The organism is Janibacter sp. UYMM211 (assembly GCF_040547045.1).
In the GTDB taxonomy this organism is placed as follows: domain Bacteria; phylum Actinomycetota; class Actinomycetes; order Actinomycetales; family Dermatophilaceae; genus Marihabitans; species Marihabitans melonis.
Genome location: NZ_JBEPOY010000001.1, coordinates 780,170 through 797,630 on the forward strand (window position 1 = coordinate 780,170; position 17,461 = coordinate 797,630).

Consider the following 17,461-nt stretch of genomic DNA (forward strand, 5'->3'; position numbering starts at 1 on the left):
GGTCCTCCTGGGGACGTCCTGGGGCTCAGCTGCGCGAGCGGGCCAGCCGGTTGCGCAGCACCTGGTCGAGCTCGACCTTGCGGATCCGCACGGCGTCGGGGGTGACCTCGACGCACTCGTCCTCGCGGCAGAACTCCAGCGACTGCTCGAGCGAGAGCTTGCGCGGGGGCACGACCTTCTCGAAGTTGTCCGCGGAGCTGGCGCGCACGTTGGTGAGCTTCTTCTCCTTGGTGATGTTGACGTCCATGTCGTCGGCGCGGGAGTTCTCGCCGACGATCATGCCCTCGTAGACCTCGGTCGTCGGCTCGACGAAGAGCGTGCCGCGCTCCTGGAGGTTGACCATCGCGTAGGCGGTGACGGGACCGCTGCGGTCGGCGACGAGGGAGCCGGAGATGCGCGTGGTGATCGTGCCGAACCACGGCTCGTAGCCCTCGAAGACGTGGTGGGCGATGCCGGTGCCGCGCGTCTCGGTGAGGAACTCCGTGCGGAAGCCGATGAGCCCGCGGCTGGGCACGAGGAACTCCATGCGGATCCAGCCGGTGCCGTGGTTGGTCATCTGCTCCATGCGCCCCTTGCGGGAGGCGAGGATCTGGGTGATCGCGCCGAGGTGCTCCTCGGGGGTGTCGATCGTCAGGCGCTCGACCGGCTCGTGGGTCTTGCCGTCGACCTCGCGGGTGACGACCTGCGGCTTGCCGACGGTGAGCTCGAAGCCCTCGCGGCGCATCTGCTCGACGAGGATGGCGAGCGCGAGCTCACCTCGGCCCTGGACCTCCCAGGCGTCGGGACGCTCGGTCGGCAGGATGCGCAGTGAGACGTTGCCGACGAGCTCGCGGTCGAGCCGGTCCTTGACGAGGCGGGCGGTGACCTTCGTGCCGCGGGTCGCGCCACGGCCGACGAGCGGCGAGGTGTTCGTGCCGATGGTCATCGAGATGGCCGGCTCGTCGACGGTGATGACGGGCAGCGCGACGGGGTTCTCGGCGTCGGCGATGGTGTCGCCGATCATGATCTCGGGGATGCCGGCGATGGCGATGATGTCGCCCGGGCGCGCGGGCTTGTCCTCGAGCGGCTTGCGCTCCAGGCCCTCGGTCATGAGCAGCTCGGTGATCTTCACGCGCTCCTGCGAGCCGTCGTGACGGCACCACGTGACCTGCTGGCCCTTGCGGATCTCGCCGTTGAAGACGCGCAGCAGGGCCAGGCGACCGAGGAAGTTGCTCGAGTCGAGGTTGGTGACGTGCGCCTGGAGCGGGGTCTCGTCGTCGTAGGCCGGCGCCGGGATCGTCTCCATGATCGTGCGGAAGAGCGGCTCGAGGTCGCCGTTGTCGGGCAGCCCGCCGTCCTCGGGACGGTTGAGGCTGGCCGCTCCCGCCTTCGCCGAGGCGTAGACGATGGGGAACTCGATCTGGTCCGCGTCGGCGTCGAGGTCCATGAAGAGCTCGTAGGCCTCGTCGACGACCTCGGCGATGCGGCTGTCGGGGCGGTCGACCTTGTTGATGCACAAGATGACCGGCATCTTCGCGGCGAGCGCCTTGCGCAGGACGAAGCGGGTCTGGGGCAGCGGGCCCTCGGACGCGTCGACGAGCAGGACGACGCCGTCGACCATCGACAGGCCGCGCTCGACCTCGCCGCCGAAGTCGGCGTGGCCGGGGGTGTCGATGATGTTGATGGTGACGCCCTCGGGGGCGTCGAAGTCGGAGGCGGACGGACCGGTGTAGCGGATCGCGGTGTTCTTCGCGAGGATCGTGATCCCCTTCTCGCGCTCGAGGTCACCGGAGTCCATGACGCGGTCGACGGAGCCGCTCTTGTCGTGCTCGCCGAAGGTGCCGCCCTGCCACAGCATCTTGTCCACGAGGGTGGTCTTGCCGTGATCGACGTGGGCGACGATGGCGACGTTGCGCACGTCTGAGCGGGTCTTCATGGGCATGAGCGCGATTGTCTCAGCAGGAGCGCCGATGCCGGAAATCCGCGGTCGCGCCCATGGCCCGCTCCCGACCCTCCGGGCGAAGGGGGACCCCCTTCGCCCGCTCGGTCTCAGACCGGTAAAGGCGTCGCCGACGGCCTACCCAGCGGGTGCTCACTCGGTTAGGTTCACCAACCAGCCGCGTCCATGGCGCGTCGGCCTCCTCCGGGTGACCGCGTCACAGGGTGGCTGCCGAGGGTCACCGACTCCTCGGTCGACCGAACGCCACACCAGCGAGGTAGACGATGTCCATGCGGAAGTCCACTCCCGTGGTCCTCCTGGCCACGGCCGCTCTGACCATGAGCGCCTGTGCCCAGAGCGACCGCGAAGACAGCGGCAGCGGTGACAGCGGCGGCGACTCCGCCGCCACCGACGCCACCTTCACCTTCGGCGCCGCGGGCGCGCCGGAGGTCTTCGACCCCTTCTACGCCAGCGACGGCGAGACCTTCCGCGTCACCCGCCAGATGTTCGAGGGCCTCGTCGAGGTCAAGCCCGGCAGCGCCGAGATCGGCCCGGGCCTGGCGGAGAAGTGGGAGCCCAGCGAGGACGGCAAGACCTGGACCTTCACCCTGCGCGAGGGCGTGAAGTTCACCGACGGCGAGACCTTCGACGCCGAGGCCGTCTGCGCGAACTTCGAGCGCATGGCCGACCAGAACGAGACCGCGCAGGCCGGTCCGGCCGAGTACTGGGCCTACTCCATGGAGGGCTTCGGCGAGGACTCGCTCTACCGCTCCTGCAAGGCCACCGACGCCAAGACCGTCGAGCTGAAGATCTCTCGCGCCACCTCGAAGTTCCCGGCGATGCTCTCGCTGTCGGCCTTCGCGATGCAGTCGCCCAAGGCGCTCGAGTCCGGCGACGCGAACAACGTCAAGAAGCAGGGCGAGGGCTTCGCCTACCCGAAGAACGCGCAGGAGCCCGTCGGCACCGGCCCGTACACGCTGGACAAGTACGACACCGCGAACAGCACGGTGACGCTCAAGCGCAACGACGAGTACTGGGGCGAGAAGGCCAAGAACGCCGAGATCGTCTTCAAGATCATCCCCGACGAGTCGACCCGTCGTCAGGAGCTCGAGGCCGGCTCGATCAACGGCTACGACCTGCCGAACCCCGTGGACTGGAAGGGCCTGGAGGACTCCGGCAACACCGTCGAGGTCCGCCCCGCCTTCAACATCCTCTACGTCGGCCTCAACCCCGAGAAGAACACCAAGCTCAAGGACCTCAAGGTCCGCCAGGCGCTGTCCATGGCCGTCGACCGCGAGAACCTCGTGACCTCCCAGCTGCCCGAGGGCGCTGTCGCCGCGTCGCAGTTCATGCCCGACACCGTCAAGGGCTACAACTCCGAGCTGCAGCCCATGAAGAAGGACGTCGAGGGCGCCAAGAAGCTGCTCAAGGAGGCCGGCGCCGAGGGCATGGAGCTGACCTTCGCCTACCCGAGCGAGGTCACCCGGCCGTACATGCCGAACCCGCAGAAGATCCACGAGGCCATCCGCCGCGACTTCGAGGCGGTCGGCATCAAGGTCAAGGTCGTCACCAAGCCGTGGAACGGCGGGTACCTCGACGGCGTCGACAACGGCCAGTTCGACGCGTGGCTGCTCGGCTGGACCGGTGACTACGACTCGGCCGACAACTTCATCGGCACCTTCTTCGGCAACCTCAAGAGCAACGACTTCCACACCTCGGCGACCGACTTCGGCTCCGACCTGAGCAAGGAGCTCAAGGAGGCCGACCAGACGGTCGACGAGGCCGAGCGCACGACGATGTACGAGGAGCTGAACAAGAAGATCGCCGAGGAGTACATCCCCGGGCTGCCGATCTCGCACAGCCCGCCCGCGCTCGTCGTCGGCGAGGGCGTCGAGGGTCTCACCGCGAGCCCGCTGACGGCCGAGCAGTTCGACACGGTCACCGTCGAGGGCGGCAAGTAAGCCCTACGTCGGCCGATCTGTCCCGACACCCAGGCTGGGGCCGTCTGCTCCGGGTCACCCCCGGACCAGGCGGCCCCACCGCCTGTCGAGCGCTAGGAGGCACCTACCCGTGCTGAGATTCATCGTCCGCCGGCTGCTCCAGCTGGTCCTCGTCGTCTTCGTCCTGTCGATCCTGCTCTTCGCCTGGCTGCGCGCGCTGCCCGGCGGCGTCGTCTCCGCGATGCTCGGCGAGCGCGCGACCCCCGAGAGCCGCGCCGCTCTCACCGCCGAGCTGGGGCTCAACGACCCCCTCCCCGTGCAGTACTGGCGCTTCCTCCAGCGCGCCCTCCAGGGCGACTTCGGCGCCTCGACCTCCGTGCAGGTCGGCCGGCCCGCGATGGAGGTATTCCTCGAGCGCTTCCCCGCGACGATCGAGCTCGCCCTGGGCGCGATGCTCATCGCGCTCCTCCTCGCGATCCCGCTCGGCTACGTCGCCGCCCGGCGGCGCGGCAGCGCGCTGGACAACGTCTCGGTCGTCGGCTCGCTCGTGGGCGTGGCCGTCCCCGTCTTCTTCCTCGCCTTCCTGCTGAAGTACTACTTCTCGATCAAGCTCGGCTGGCTGCCGGTCTCCGGTCGTCAGGACGTCGGCGACGCGACCCGGGTCACCGGCTTCTTCGTCCTCGACGGCATCCTCACCCGCGAGTGGGACGCCTCTCTCGACGCCCTCAAGCACCTCGTCCTGCCGAGCATCGCCCTGGCCTCGATCCCCTTCGCGATGATCTTCCGGATCACCCGGGCGAGCGTCCTCGACGTCCTCGACGAGGACTACGTGCGCACCGCCCAGTCCAAGGGCCTGGGCTCGCGGGTCATCCGCGGGCGGCACGTCATGCGCAACGCGCTCCTGCCGATCGTCACCGCCGTCGGCCTGCAGACCGGCGCGCTGCTCGGCGGTGCGGTGCTCACCGAGACCGTCTTCAACTTCCCCGGCATCGGCCAGGCGCTCTCGCAGTCCTTCAGCAGCCGCGACTTCGCCGTCCTGCAGGTGATCATCCTCGCGGCGGCCATCGTCTACGTCCTCGTCAACCTCGTCGTCGACGTCCTCTACGCCGTCATCGACCCCCGAGTGAGGACCCGATGAGCACGACTCCCAGCACCCCCGAGCCCGGCACGCCGCGTCCCATGCCGCGTCCCGGCGACCGCAAGCGGGCCCGCATCGACGCCCTCGCCGAGGCCGGCGCGGTCTCCGACTCCCCCGGGACGAGCCTCATCGCCTCGGCGTGGAAACGGCTGCGCCGCAACCCCGTCTTCCTCGTCGGGCTGGCGATCACGACGGTCTTCGTCCTCATCGCGCTGCTCGCGCCGCTGCTGGCGCCGAACGACCCCACCGAGTGGCTGCTCAAGGTGAGCGCCCAGAAGGACCCGGTCCCCGCTCCCCGGGACGGCTTCCCCCTCGGCGGTGACGACAAGGGCAGAGACCTGCTCTCCCGCCTCATCGTCGGCAGCCGGCAGACCCTCGTCGTCGGTGTCATGGCCACCCTCATCGGGCTCGCCGGCGGCGTCGTCCTGGGCACCCTCGCGGGAGCCTTCAGCGGCTGGGTCGACAGCGTCATCATGCGCGCGGTCGACGTCATGCTCTCCATCCCCAGCCTGCTGCTCGCCTTCTCGATCTCGGCGCTCGCCGCCCGGCCCAGCCAGTGGACGCTCATCATCGCGATCGCCATCGTGCAGATCCCGATCTTCGCCCGGCTCCTGCGGGGCGCGATGCTCGCCCAGCGCAGCAAGGACCACGTCCTCGCGGCCCGGGCCCTCGGCGTCAAGCGCTCGGCGATCGTCCTGCGCCACATGCTGCCGAACTCGCTCGGCCCGGTCATCGTCCAGGCGACGCTCGTCCTCGCGACGGCGATCATCGACGCGGCCGCGCTGTCCTTCCTCGGCCTCGGCAACCCCGACGACCGGACCCCGGAATGGGGCCAGATGCTCGGTGCGTCGCAGAAGTACTTCTACGACTACCCGCACCTCGCCTTCTACCCGGCGATCTGCATCATCGTCGTCGCGCTCGGCTTCACCCTCATGGGCGAGTCGCTGCGCGAGGCCCTTGACCCCAAGACCCGGAGGTGACGCCATGACGGCGACGAGCACCCAGCACCCCCGCCCCACCGGTGGCGGCGCGACCCCGCTGCTGTCCGTGCGGGACCTCACCGTGACCTTCACCCGCTCCGGCGAGCAGCCCTTCACCGCGGTCGACGGGCTGAGCTTCGACGTCTCCCCCGGTCAGACCGTCGGCCTCGTCGGCGAGTCCGGCTGCGGCAAGTCCGTGACCTCGCTGGCGATCATGGGCCTGCTGCCCGCTCGCGGCAACACCGTGACAGGCACGGTCGACTTCGAGGGCACCGACCTGCTGACGCTCTCGGACAAGGCGATGCGCGACCGGCGCGGCCAGGAGATCGGCATGATCTTCCAGGACCCGCTGTCCTCGCTCAACCCCGTCGTGCCGATCGGGCGCCAGGTCACCGAGGTCCTCGAGCGGCACAAGGGGATGTCGAAGAGGGCCGCCCGCCCGCTCGCGAGGGAGATGCTCCACAAGGTCGGCATCCCCGACCCGGACCGGCGTCTCTCGGAGTACCCGCACCAGCTCTCGGGCGGCATGCGCCAGCGCGCGCTCATCGCCATGGCGCTGGCCTGCGAGCCGCGCCTGCTCATCGCCGACGAGCCGACGACGGCCCTCGACGTGACGATCCAGGCCCAGATCCTCACCCTGCTGCGCGACCTCGTGCAGGAGATGGGCACCGCGCTCATCATGATCACCCACGACCTCGGCGTCGTCGCCGGCCTGTGCGACGAGGTCAACGTCCTCTACGGCGGCCGGCTCGTCGAGCGCGGCGACAGGCACCCGCTCTTCGCCGAGCCGCGCCACCCCTACACCGGTGGCCTCCTCGCGTCCGTCCCCGGTCTCGAGAGCGCCCGTGGCGAGCGGCTCAACCCGGTGCCCGGCTCGGTCGCCGACAACCTGCCGTGGACGAGTGCGTGCGCCTTCGCGCCGCGCTGCTCCAACGCCGTGGACCGGTGCCGCGAGGAGACCCCCGGTCTCGCCGAGCGCGACGCCCGCGTCGTGCGCTGCTTCAACCCCCTCCACGGCGAGCCCTCGCCGGCGGAGCAGACGACGGAGGTGACCCGATGAGCGCGCGGTCCACGACGAGCACGGACGGCACCCGGACGAAGGGGAAGGACGGCGACGTCCTCGTCGACGTCCAGGGCCTGAAGGTCCACTTCCCCATCAAGCGCGGGGTGATCTTCGACAAGACCGTCGGGCACGTCTACGCCGTCGACGGGGTCGACCTGCAGATCCGGCGCGGCGAGACCTACGGGCTCGTCGGCGAGTCCGGCTGCGGCAAGTCGACGATGGGTCGCGCGATCCTCGCGCTCGAGGAGATCACCGAGGGCACCGTCACCTTCGACGGCGAGGCGCTCACCGACCTGCGCGGCGACGCGCTGCGCCGGCGCCGCCAGGACCTGCAGATGGTCTTCCAGGACCCCATGGGCAGCCTGGACCCGCGGCAGAGCGTCGAGTCGCTCCTCGTCGAGGGCATGCAGGCGCACGGGATCGTCAAGGACGCGAAGGAGGCGGCTCCGCGCCTGAAGCAGCTGCTCTCCGACGTCGGCCTGCCCGCCGCCGCGCTGAAGAAGTACCCGCACGAGTTCTCCGGCGGTCAGCGCCAGCGCATCGGCATCGCGAGGGCGCTGTCGGTCAACCCCGAGCTCGTCGTCGCCGACGAGCCGGTCTCGGCGCTGGACGTCTCCGTGCAGGCCCAGGTCATCAACCTCCTGTCCGACCTCCAGGAGGAGTACGGCCTGACCTACCTCGTCATCGCCCACGACCTCGCGGTGGTGCGGCACATCTCCGACCGCGTCGGGGTGATGTACCTCGGGGGTCTCGTCGAGGAGGCCGACGCCGACGACCTCTACGCCCAGCCGCTGCACCCGTACACGCGGGCGCTGCTGTCGGCCGTGCCCGTCCCGGACCCGGTCGTCGAGGACTCCCGCGAGCAGATCCTGCTCAGCGGCGACCTCCCTTCCCCCGCTGCGCCGCCGAGCGGCTGCCGCTTCCACACGCGCTGCCCGTGGCGCCAGGAGACCCGCTGCGACGACGAGCGGCCGCAGCTGCGGGTCGTCGAGGTCGACGGCGTCCCCGCGGGGCACAAGGTCGCCTGCCACTTCGCCGAGGAGATCGAGCGCGGCGAGATCCAGCGCCACGCCGTCGAGACCGTCGTCGAGGAGAAGCCCCAGGCCCTCCGCGACGCCGAGGCGGCCGCGATCACCGACGAGATCCCCTTCTCGTAGGACGTCTCCCCCGAGCACGACGAAGGGGGCCGGTCACCTCACGGTGACCGGCCCCCTTCGCTCGTGCGAGGCGAGGTCGACTCTCAGGCGCCGAGCTCTCGCGAGTCCGAGTCGGGCCGCTCGTTCACCCGTGCAGGGTCGCGGTCGACGTCGTCACGCGGGGTGTCGGGCTCGTCGCGGTCGGGCGCGATGCCCGCCTGGTCGTCCGGGTCGACGTCGACGATGCCGGTGCCGAAGAGCGTCGAGTGCTCGCTCGCACGGACGTCCTCGGTGGCGATGACCTCGCGGACCTCGGCGAAGTGGCAGCGCGACAGGTGGCCGCCCTCGCCGTCGGGACGGATCTCGAGCAGCGGGGTCTCCTCACGGCACAGGTCCTGGGCACGCCAGCATCGCGTGTGGAAGTGGCAGCCCTTCGGCGGGTTCGCCGGTGACGGCACGTCACCGGTGAGGGTGATCTGGTCACGCTTGCCGCGCAGGGTCGGGTCCGGCACCGGCACGGCGGAGAGCAGCGCCTGCGTGTACGGGTGCGTCGGCCGGCTGTAGACCTCGTCCTCGTCGCCGATCTCGACCATGCGGCCGAGGTACATGACCCCGACCCGGTCCGAGATGTGCCGCACGACCGAGAGGTCGTGGGCGATGAAGACGTAGGAGAGGTTGAGCTCGCGCTGCAGCTTCTCCATGAGGTTGATGACCTGCGCCTGGACCGACACGTCGAGCGCGGAGACCGGCTCGTCGCAGATGAGCACCTTCGGGTTGAGCGCGATGCCGCGGGCGATGCCGATGCGCTGACGCTGACCGCCGGAGAACTGGTGCGGGTAGCGGTTGATGTGCTCGGGGTTGAGCCCGACGAGGTCGAGCAGCTCCTGCACCCGCGCCCGGCGCCCCTTCTTCGGCACGACGTCCGGGTGGATGTCGAAGGTCTCGCCGATGATGTCGCCGACCGTGCGCCGCGGGTTGAGCGAGGTGTACGGGTCCTGGAAGACGATCTGGATGTCGCGACGCATCTTGCGCATCGCGGCACCCTTGAGCGAGTGCATCTCGACGCCCTCGAACTCGACGGTGCCCTCGGTGGGCTCCTCGAGACGCATGAGCAGCCGGCCGAGCGTGGACTTGCCGCAGCCGGACTCGCCGACGATGCCGAGCGTCTCGCCGCGACGCAGGTCGAAGTCGACCCCGTCGACGGCCTTGACCGCACCGACGGTGCGCTGCAGGACGCCGCCCTTGATCGGGTAGTGCTTCTTCAGGCCTCGGGCCTTGAGGATGATGTCGCTGTCGTCAGGCATTGAGGACCTCCTGCGAGTAGTGGCAGGCCGCAGCCCGGTTGAGGCCGACCGGCTCCAGCGGCGGGCGCTCCTGGACGCAGTTCTCCCGGGCGAGCACGCAGCGCGGGTGGAAGGCGCAGCCGCTCGGGATCCGCATGAGGTTCGGCGGCAGGCCGCCGATCGCCGCGAGCTCCTGGCCCTTCTGGTCCAGGCGCGGGATCGACTCCAGCAGGCCCTTCGTGTACGGGTGCGCCGGGTTGGCGTAGATGTCGTGGACGTCCGCCTCCTCGACGATGCGCCCGGCGTACATCACGGCGATGCGGTCCGCGACGTCGGCGACGACGCCGAGGTCGTGGGTGATGAGGATCAGGCCCATGTTGTACTCGGCCTGCAGCTCCTCGAGCAGCTCCATGATCTGCGCCTGGACGGTGACGTCGAGGGCGGTCGTCGGCTCGTCGGCGATGAGCACCTTGGGGTCCAGCGCGATCGCCATGGCGATCATGATGCGCTGGCGCATGCCGCCGCTGAACTGGTGCGGGTAGGCCTTGACGCGCTCACGGGCCGCGGGGATGTTGACCCGCTCCATGAGGCGCACGGCCTCGTCGTAGGCGTCGGACTTGTTCATCCCGCGGTGCTTGCGGAACATCTCGCCGATCTGCCAGCCCACCGGGAAGACCGGGTTGAGCGCGCTCAGCGCGTCCTGGAAGACCATGGAGATCTCCGGGCCGCGCGTGCTGCGGCGACGGTCCTCCGGCATGGTCAGCAGGTCCTCGCCGCAGTAGCGGATCGCGCCACCGGCGATGCGGCCCGGGGGCATCGGGAGGATGCCCATGATCGCCTGAGCGGTCACGGACTTGCCCGAGCCGGACTCGCCGAGGATGGCGAGGGTCTTGCCGGCCTCGAGGCTGAAGTTCACGCCGTTGATCGCCTTGGCGACGCCGTCGTCGGTGACGAACTCGACGTGGAGGTCGTCGACCTCGAGGAGCTTGCCGTCGACAGGGGTGAAGTCGTTCCCCGTGGTGGGGGCGGTACGGGTACGGGCCATGGTCATCGGCTCCTCGGGTCGAAGGCGTCGCGCACGGCGTCGCCGAGCATGATGAAGGCCAGCACGGCCAGGCTCAGGAAGAGGCTGGGGAAGACGAGCGGCCACCACGCGACGCGGATGTAGTCCAGCGAGCCGGAGATGTCGATGCCCCAGGAGACCGCGGGCTCGGCCAGGCCGATGCCGAGGAAGGACAGGGTCGCCTCGGCGGCGATGTACGCACCGAGGTTGATCATCGACACGACGATGACCGGGGCCATCGCGTTGGGCAGGACGTGCGAGCGGATGATCCGCCAGGGGCTGGCGCCCAGGGCGCGGGCGGCCTGGACGTAGTCGTTGGGCTTGACCTGCAGCGCGGAGCCGCGCATGAGGCGGGCGACGCTCGGCCAGCCGAGGATCGACAGGGCGATGACGACCTTCATGACGACGGCGAAGTAGCCGCTGTCGACCTCGTTGGGGAAGGTCGACATGAAGAGGATGCCGCCGAGCAGCAGCGGGATGGCGAAGAAGATGTCCGTCACCCGCATGAAGATCGTGTCGAAGATCCCGCCGAAGTAGCCGGCGAGGATCCCGATGACCGAGCCGACGGTCAGGGTCGCGAGCGTCGTGAGCACGCCGACGAGGATCGAGGCGCGGGCGCCGTAGATGCACCGGGCGAGGACGTCACGGCCCTGGAGGTTCGTGCCGAAGAGGTGCTCGCTGCTCGGGGGCAGGTGGCTGTCCTTGAGCGCGCCGGAGGCGCCCGGGTCCTGGCTGGTGAGCAGCGAGGGGAAGACGGCCATGAGGATGAAGGCCGTGATGAGGACCAGCGAGGCCCAGAAGATCCAGTTGCGGCGCAGCTGACGCCAGCCGTCGGACAGCAGCGAGCGGGACTCGCCGACGTCGCCCCCCTCGGGGGTGTCCTGGCGCACGAGCATCTCGTGAGTGGCCTCAGTCATTGCTGATCCTCGGGTCGAGCACGCCGTAGAGAAGGTCGACGAGCAGGTTCATGAGCAGGTAGACGAGCACGAGCGCGGTCACCGACCCCACGACGGAGACGCCGTCACGGACGCGGACCGCGTTCGCGATGAAGCCGCCGACACCGGGGATGTTGAAGATCGCCTCCGTGACGATCGCGCCGCCGAGCAGGGCGCCGAAGTCGGCGCCGGCGAAGGTGACGACCGGGATGAGCGAGTTGCGCAGGGTGTGGACGCCGATGACGCGGTTGCGGGTCAGGCCCTTCGCGGTCGCGGTGCGCACGTAGTCGGCGCGCAGGTTCTCGACGAGGCTCGTGCGGGTGAGTCGCGCGACGTAGGCCAGCGAGAGGGACCCGAGGACGAGGCCGGGCAGGAGGAGCTCGTAGAAGGTCGCCTGCGAGCTCACGGTCACCGGGAAGATCTGCAGCTTCACGCCGAAGGCCGTCTGGGCGACCGAGCCGAGCACGAAGCTCGGGATCGCGATGACGAAGAGCGTCGAGACGAGCACGAGGCTGTCGACGAAGCCGCCCTTGCGGATGCCGGCGAGGACGCCGGCGAGGACACCGACGACGAACTCGAAGCCGAGCGCGATGAGGGCCAGCTTGGCGGTCACCTTGAAGCGGCTCGCGAGCTCGGAGGCCACGTCGAGGTCCTGGTAGGTGGTGCCGAGATCACCGCGGACGACGTTGCCGAGGTACTTGACGTACTGCAGCAGCAACGGGTCGTCGAGGTTGTTCTCCTTGCGGAACTGCGCGATGAACTCTGGCGAGCACGGCTTGTCTCCGCACTTGTTGGCCGTGGGATCACCCGGTAGGGCGAAGACCATCCAGTAGATCAAGAACATCGCGATGAGCGCGACCGGCAGCATCTGCAGCAGTCGCCTCAGGACGAACTTCGTCATCGTCTCTTCTTCCTGTGCTCGGCGCGCCCGCGTCAGCGAGGGCGCGCCTGCGGCGGCGCCCCCCGGGTGTGGGGGACGCCGCCGCAGGTTACGTCACTTGACCGTGACAGTCGCCACGTCGATGGTGCCGAAGGGGGTCAGCTTGACGTTGTCCACCTTGTCGCTCCAGCCGGCGATGGCCTGGCCGTACCAGAGCGGGATGACCGGGAAGCCGTTGGCCAGCTCGGCCTCCGCCTCCTGGTACTTGGTGTTCGCGGCCTCGGCGTCCTCGCCGGCAGCGGCCTCCTTGAGGAGGGTGTCGAACTTCTCCGAGGAGTAGTCACCGTCGTTGGAACCGGCGCCCGTGCCGTACAGCGGGGCGAGGAAGTTCTCGATGGACGGGTAGTCCATCTGCCAGCCGGTGCGGAAGAGGCCCTTCATCTTCTTGTCGGTGACGAGCGCGCGCATCGTGGCGAAGTCCGGGTAGGACTTGCCGACGCACTTCACGCCGAGGGCGTCGGTGATCGAGGAGCAGGTCGCGTCGACCCACGCCTTGTGGTCACCGTCGGCGTTGTAGGAGATGGTGATCGTGCCGTCGTAGCCGCCGGCCTGGTCGAACATCTCCTTGGCCTTGGCCTTGTCGTAGGTGCACGCGTCGCCGCACGCACCCTCCTTGTAGCCGTCGACGGCCGGGGAGACCCAGCCGGTGGCCGGCTGACGGGTGCCCGCGAAGATCTTGTCGATGATCGTGTCGCGGTCGATGGCCATGGAGATGGCCTTGCGCAGCTCGAGGTTGTCCTCGAAGGTCTTGTCGGCCTTCGGCGAGGGGAAGCTGATCGACTGGAAGACGCCGGTCGCCTTCTGCTCGGTGCGGTCGGGCAGGTCGCCCTCGTACTTCTTGCCCGCGAGAGCCGAGGTGGGGAGCTGGTCGAGGATGTCCAGCGTGCCCGCCTGCACGTCCTTATAGGCGGCGTCGGTGTCCTGGTAGAACTTGAAGGTCACCTCGTCGGCGTTGCCCGCGAAGTCGCCCGTGTACTCCGGGTTCTTCTCGAGCACGACCTGCTGGCCCTTGTCGTAGGTCTTGACCATGTACGGGCCGGCGCCGACCGGCTTGTCGCCGAAGGCCTTGCCGTCGTCCTCGAAGAAGGACTCGGGGAGCGGCGCGAAGGCGGTGTAGCCCAGGCGGACCGGGAGGTTCGAGACCTTCTCGGTGGTCTTGATGGTGAAGGTGGTGTCGTCGACGACCTTCAGGCCCGACATCTCGTCGGCCTTGGCCGGGCTGCCCTCGCAGTCCGGGACGTCGACCATCTCGCCGGACTCCTTGTCCTTCTCCTTCTTCGTGCCGCAGTCCATGTCGGCCGCGCCGTCGATGACGTCGAAGAAGTAGGAGGAGAGGGTGGCGTTCTTGCCGGCGCGGTTCCAGTTCCACGCGTCGACGAAGCTCTTGGCCGTGACGTCGGTCCCGTCGGAGAACTTGCGGCCCTCCTTGAGCTTGACGGTGAAGGTCTGGTTGTCCTCGGTCTCGATGGACTCGGCGAGGTCGTTCTCGGGCTCGGCGGTCTCGGGGTTGTAGTGGACCAGCTTCGCCGTCACGGCGTCGAGGATGTTGCCACCGCAGGTCTCGTTGGTGTTACCCGGCACGAGCGGGTTCTGCGGGGTGCAGCCGTGGATCGAGAAGGACCCGCCGGCCTGACCCTCGCCCCCGCTGCCACCCTCGGTGCTGCTTTCGCCACCGCCGCACGCAGTCGCGACGAGCGCGGCTGCGGAGATTCCGGCAATGGCCATCGCGCGAGAGTTGACTCGCATAGATGTCCTCCTACGAATAAGCCGCCACGTTGGCGGACTCCCCGGACCGAGTCCGGTCTTGGTCGCAGCACGGTCGTCGCTGCAGGGGCAATCTCAACTGATGAGAAGTCGGTTGCGCCACGGTCGTGGAGGTGTCGAGACCCAACTGTGACCCGTCCGTCACCCTCAGGGGTGGCTCGTCAGACAGGATCGCCGGCCCCGGCGATGACGTCCTCGAGGGTCAGCGGGCGGCCCTGCGCGTCGGCGAGCGGGAGCCGCCAGTTCGGGTACTCCTCGTCGGTGCCGGGCTGGTTGATCGTCCGCGTGTCGCCGACGAGATCGGTGAGGGCGACGCCGCGCAGGACCGACGGGGTGGCGGCCAGCCAGCGGTGGAGCGCGGCGACGACCTCGGGCACGTCGCCCCGGCGCTCGGGGGCGAGATGCCCTGCCTCGACGAGCGCCTCCTCCATCGTCGCGACCGTGTCGCGCTCGGCGGCGAGCTCCTCCTCCATCGACCGGGTGAGCAGCCCGAGCTCGTCGCGCAGCTCGACGTGCCGCAGCTCGAGGTAGCCCGCCGTGGGCGGCAGGTCGTGCGTCGTCACCGAGGCCAGGCAGAGGCGGCGGTAGTCCTGCGGCGGGAGCGGACGTCCGTCCTCGCCCTGCTCGAACCACACGATGCTCGTGCCGAGCACCCCGCGCTGGAGGAGGTACTCGCGCACCCAGGGCTCGACGACCCCGAGGTCCTCGCCGACGACGACGGCGCCGGCCCGGTGCGCCTCGAGCGCGAGGATGCCGATCATCGCCTCGTGGTCGTAGCGCACGTAGGCCCCGTCGGTCGGCGCGTGGCCCACGGGGATCCACCACAGACGGAAGAGCCCGATGACGTGGTCGACCCGCACTCCCCCGGCGTCGCGCAGCACGGCGCGGATCATGTCGCGGTAGGGCGCGTACCCGAGCTCGGCGAGACGGTCGGGGCGCCACGGCGGCTGCGACCAGTCCTGGCCACGCTGGTTGAACTGGTCCGGCGGCGCCCCGACGGTCACCCCGCGGGCGAGCGCGTCGCCGAGGGCCCACGCGTCGGCCCCCTTCGGGTGGATGCCGACGGCGAGGTCGTGGACCACCCCGAGCCGCATGCCCGCCCCCACGGCGGCCTCCTGGGCCGCCGCGAGCTGCTCCTGGAGCACCCACTGGACCCAGCAGGCGAAGCTGATCTCGCCCGTGTGCGCCCGCTGGAAGTCCGCGACCGCCGGCGAGGCCGGGTCGCGCAGCTCGGCCGGCCAGTCGGTGGCGAAGTGCGGCCCGTGCACCTGGGCGATGACCCACCACGTCGCGAAGAGGAGCAGCCCCTCGCCCTCGGCCTCGTACCAGGGCTGCATCCGCTGCGCGTGCAGCGGGCCGAGCTCGGCGTAGGCGATGCGCAGCGCCTGGTGGCGCAGCGCCCAGCTCGCGTCGCGATCGAGCACGTCGGTGCGGTTGAGCGGCGCCGCCTCGGCGGCGAGGTCGTCGATCCGGACCCGCGTCCCGGGCTCGAGCCGGTCGAGGTCGGGCAGGGTCGCGATGTCGACGTAGAGGGGACTGACGAAACGGCGCGAGGTCGGCAGGTACGGCGAGGGCTCGACCGGCGCGACCGGCTCGGCCGCGTGCAGCGGGTTGACGAGGACGAAGTCGTGACCGTGCTCCCGGGCGGCCCACCGCGACAGCTCGCGCAGCACCCCGAGGTCGCCCAGGCCCCAGGAGGTCTCGGAGCGCACCTGGTAGAGCTGGGTGGTCAGACCGGTCGCGGCCCGCTCGTCGAGACCGGCCGGCATCTCGAGGGCGTCGGGGACGGCGACGAAGGTCGCCCGTCGGGTCGTCGGGTCCGGCAGGGCGTCCTCGCCCTCCACCTCGGCCACGAGCTCGTGGTAGCCCAGGGGCAGGCCCGCGGGGATCTCGAAGGCGGCCTCGCCGACGAGCACCCCGTCGACCTCGACCGGCGCCACGTCGTGGGGCACCTGGTCGAGGTCGAGACGGCCTCCCCCTTCGAGCTCGACGTGCACCCGCACCGCGCGGCCGTGCTGCACGTGGACCGCCAGTCGGTAGGGGTGCGACGTACGGGCGACGACCGTCGCGGGCAGCGTGCGCCGCCAGGGCGCCTGCCGGGTCCGGCGAAGGGAGCCGCGCACCGCGTCGTCGTCGGAGACGTCCTCGCCGAGCGCCGTGAGCACCTGGCGCAGGGCGTCCTGCGGGATGTGGGTGTGCACGCCCTTCCAGTCCCAGTACTCGGTCGAGACCCCCTTCGCGTGGGCCAGGTCGACGAGGTCCGAGGGCAGGGTGTCACTCACGACGCCCACGATGTCCGATGGGACGCCGCGCGAGGACGAAACACACCGACGATCTTCGCCGTCGGCTCAGCCGCGGGTGACGAGGACCGGGCAGGGCGCGGCCTCGAGCACCCGCTGGCTCACCGAGCCGAGGAGCAGACCCCGGAAGCCGCCGCGCCCGCGGGTGCCGACGACGATGAGGTCCTCGTCGCACACCTCGTCGAGCAGGACGTCGGCGGCGCGCCCGCGGCGCACCTCGACGCTCACCTCGGGCATCCCCTGGGCCTTGGCCTCGATGCCCGGCGCCGTCGTCATGCCGTGCTCGACGTCGGCGCGGGCCTCGGCGAGGACGCCCTCGGCGACCTTGCGGTACCGGGTCTCCACCTGCTCCCACGCGGGCGTGCCGGGCTCGGTGACGACGACTCCGTCGACGACCTCGACCCGCCAGGCGGTGAGGACGAGGACCGGGGCGCCGGCGTGCCGGGCGACGTCGAGCGCGGAGCGGGCCGCGGCCCGGGAGTGCGAGCTGCCGTCGACGCCGACGACGACGCGGGCCGGGCCCGCGCCCGAGCCCTCGGGGACGAGGACGACGGGAGCGCTCGCGTGCTGGATGACGGCGGCCGAGACGCTGCCGAGGACGACCCGCTCGAGGCGGCTCGCCCGGCTCGACCCGACGACGACGATGGCGGCCTGCTCGGCGGCGTCGACGAGGACGCGCGAGGGGCTCCCGGTGAGCGACTGCGAGGTGACGGGCACGTCCGGGGCGATCTGGGCGATGCGCTCGAGGGCGTCGGTGACGGTCGCGTCGGCACCCGCGAGGAGCTGGTCGACGACCGCCCCCGCCCCCGCTGACTCAGGTCCCCCGAAGGCGGACACCCCGATGTCCGCGACGCTCACGACGTGCAACGACGTGCCTCGTCGCTGGGCGGAGCGGGCCGCCCAGGCGAGCACCGCCTCGTCCTTGCTCGTGCCGTCGACCGCGACGACGACGGCGCCTGCTGGAGTGCTCTGGTGCTCTGCTGCGGTGCTCATGCCTCATG

Annotated in this window: 13 protein-coding genes; 5 read left to right on the top strand and 8 right to left on the bottom strand. The window is 70.3% G+C overall.

All coding sequences use genetic code 11. From position 1 onward, the window contains the following. Positions 1 to 25 precede the first annotated feature (25 nt). Positions 26 to 1,921 (bottom strand): translational GTPase TypA, encoded by a 1,896-nt coding sequence (gene typA / locus ABIB53_RS03510; RefSeq protein ID WP_123092182.1) that lies wholly within the window; start codon positions 1,919 to 1,921, stop codon positions 26 to 28. Between the two features lie 335 nt (positions 1,922 to 2,256). On the opposite strand from typA, the gene ABIB53_RS03515 reads away from it, so the two are divergent. The 5 genes from ABIB53_RS03515 to ABIB53_RS03535 all read left to right on the top strand — a co-directional run bounded on the left by ABIB53_RS03515 (position 2,257) and on the right by ABIB53_RS03535 (position 8,196). Further along, positions 2,257 to 3,879 carry an ABC transporter substrate-binding protein gene (locus tag ABIB53_RS03515; RefSeq protein ID WP_502914622.1) on the top strand — a complete coding sequence of 541 codons (1,623 nt, stop codon included), beginning with the start codon at positions 2,257 to 2,259 and terminating at the stop codon, positions 3,877 to 3,879. Positions 3,880 to 3,988: 109 nt separating this feature from the next. Then, entirely contained in the window at positions 3,989 to 4,996 is a 1,008-nt protein-coding gene (locus ABIB53_RS03520) for an ABC transporter permease (RefSeq protein WP_354587146.1), read from the top strand. Then, the gene (locus ABIB53_RS03525; protein WP_224766801.1) at positions 4,993 to 5,976 is read left to right on the top strand and encodes an ABC transporter permease; all 984 of its coding nucleotides are present in this window, start codon (positions 4,993 to 4,995) and stop codon (positions 5,974 to 5,976) included. The genes ABIB53_RS03520 and ABIB53_RS03525 overlap by 4 nt, the downstream gene beginning before the upstream one ends. 4 nt (positions 5,977 to 5,980) lie before the next feature. Then, positions 5,981 to 7,036: an ABC transporter ATP-binding protein gene (locus ABIB53_RS03530; protein ID WP_354587147.1), complete on the top strand. Its 1,056-nt coding sequence runs from the start codon at positions 5,981 to 5,983 to the stop codon at positions 7,034 to 7,036. Further along, positions 7,033 to 8,196 (top strand): ABC transporter ATP-binding protein, encoded by a 1,164-nt coding sequence (locus tag ABIB53_RS03535; RefSeq protein WP_354587148.1) that lies wholly within the window; start codon positions 7,033 to 7,035, stop codon positions 8,194 to 8,196. The genes ABIB53_RS03530 and ABIB53_RS03535 overlap by 4 nt, the downstream gene beginning before the upstream one ends. Positions 8,197 to 8,279: 83 nt before the next feature. On the opposite strand, the gene ABIB53_RS03540 is transcribed toward ABIB53_RS03535, so the two are convergent. From ABIB53_RS03540 to ABIB53_RS03570, 7 genes are all read right to left on the bottom strand, one after another. Beyond that, a complete protein-coding gene (locus ABIB53_RS03540; RefSeq protein ID WP_354587150.1) occupies positions 8,280 to 9,479 on the bottom strand; it encodes an ABC transporter ATP-binding protein in 1,200 nt (399 codons plus the stop codon). Beyond that, positions 9,472 to 10,503, bottom strand: coding sequence for an ABC transporter ATP-binding protein (locus ABIB53_RS03545; RefSeq protein ID WP_225985134.1), 1,032 nt, complete (start codon positions 10,501 to 10,503; stop codon positions 9,472 to 9,474). The genes ABIB53_RS03540 and ABIB53_RS03545 overlap by 8 nt, the downstream gene beginning before the upstream one ends. Positions 10,504 to 10,505: 2 nt before the next feature. Further along, entirely contained in the window at positions 10,506 to 11,438 is a 933-nt protein-coding gene (locus ABIB53_RS03550; protein WP_502914623.1) for an ABC transporter permease, read from the bottom strand. Further along, on the bottom strand, positions 11,431 to 12,357 hold the full coding sequence (locus tag ABIB53_RS03555; protein WP_123092190.1) for an ABC transporter permease: 927 nt from the start codon (positions 12,355 to 12,357) through the stop codon (positions 11,431 to 11,433). Before ABIB53_RS03555 ends, ABIB53_RS03550 begins: the two co-directional genes overlap by 8 nt. 93 nt (positions 12,358 to 12,450) lie before the next feature. Continuing rightward, positions 12,451 to 14,121 (bottom strand): peptide ABC transporter substrate-binding protein, encoded by a 1,671-nt coding sequence (locus ABIB53_RS03560; protein WP_354587152.1) that lies wholly within the window; start codon positions 14,119 to 14,121, stop codon positions 12,451 to 12,453. 200 nt (positions 14,122 to 14,321) lie between these two features. Next, positions 14,322 to 16,442: a 4-alpha-glucanotransferase gene (gene malQ / locus ABIB53_RS03565; RefSeq protein WP_354587153.1), complete on the bottom strand. Its 2,121-nt coding sequence runs from the start codon at positions 16,440 to 16,442 to the stop codon at positions 14,322 to 14,324. A gap of 66 nt (positions 16,443 to 16,508) precedes the next feature. Next, complete coding sequence (locus tag ABIB53_RS03570) at positions 16,509 to 17,453, bottom strand: universal stress protein (protein ID WP_123092191.1); 945 nt, start codon at positions 17,451 to 17,453, stop codon at positions 16,509 to 16,511. Between the last annotated feature and the right edge of the window lie 8 nt (positions 17,454 to 17,461).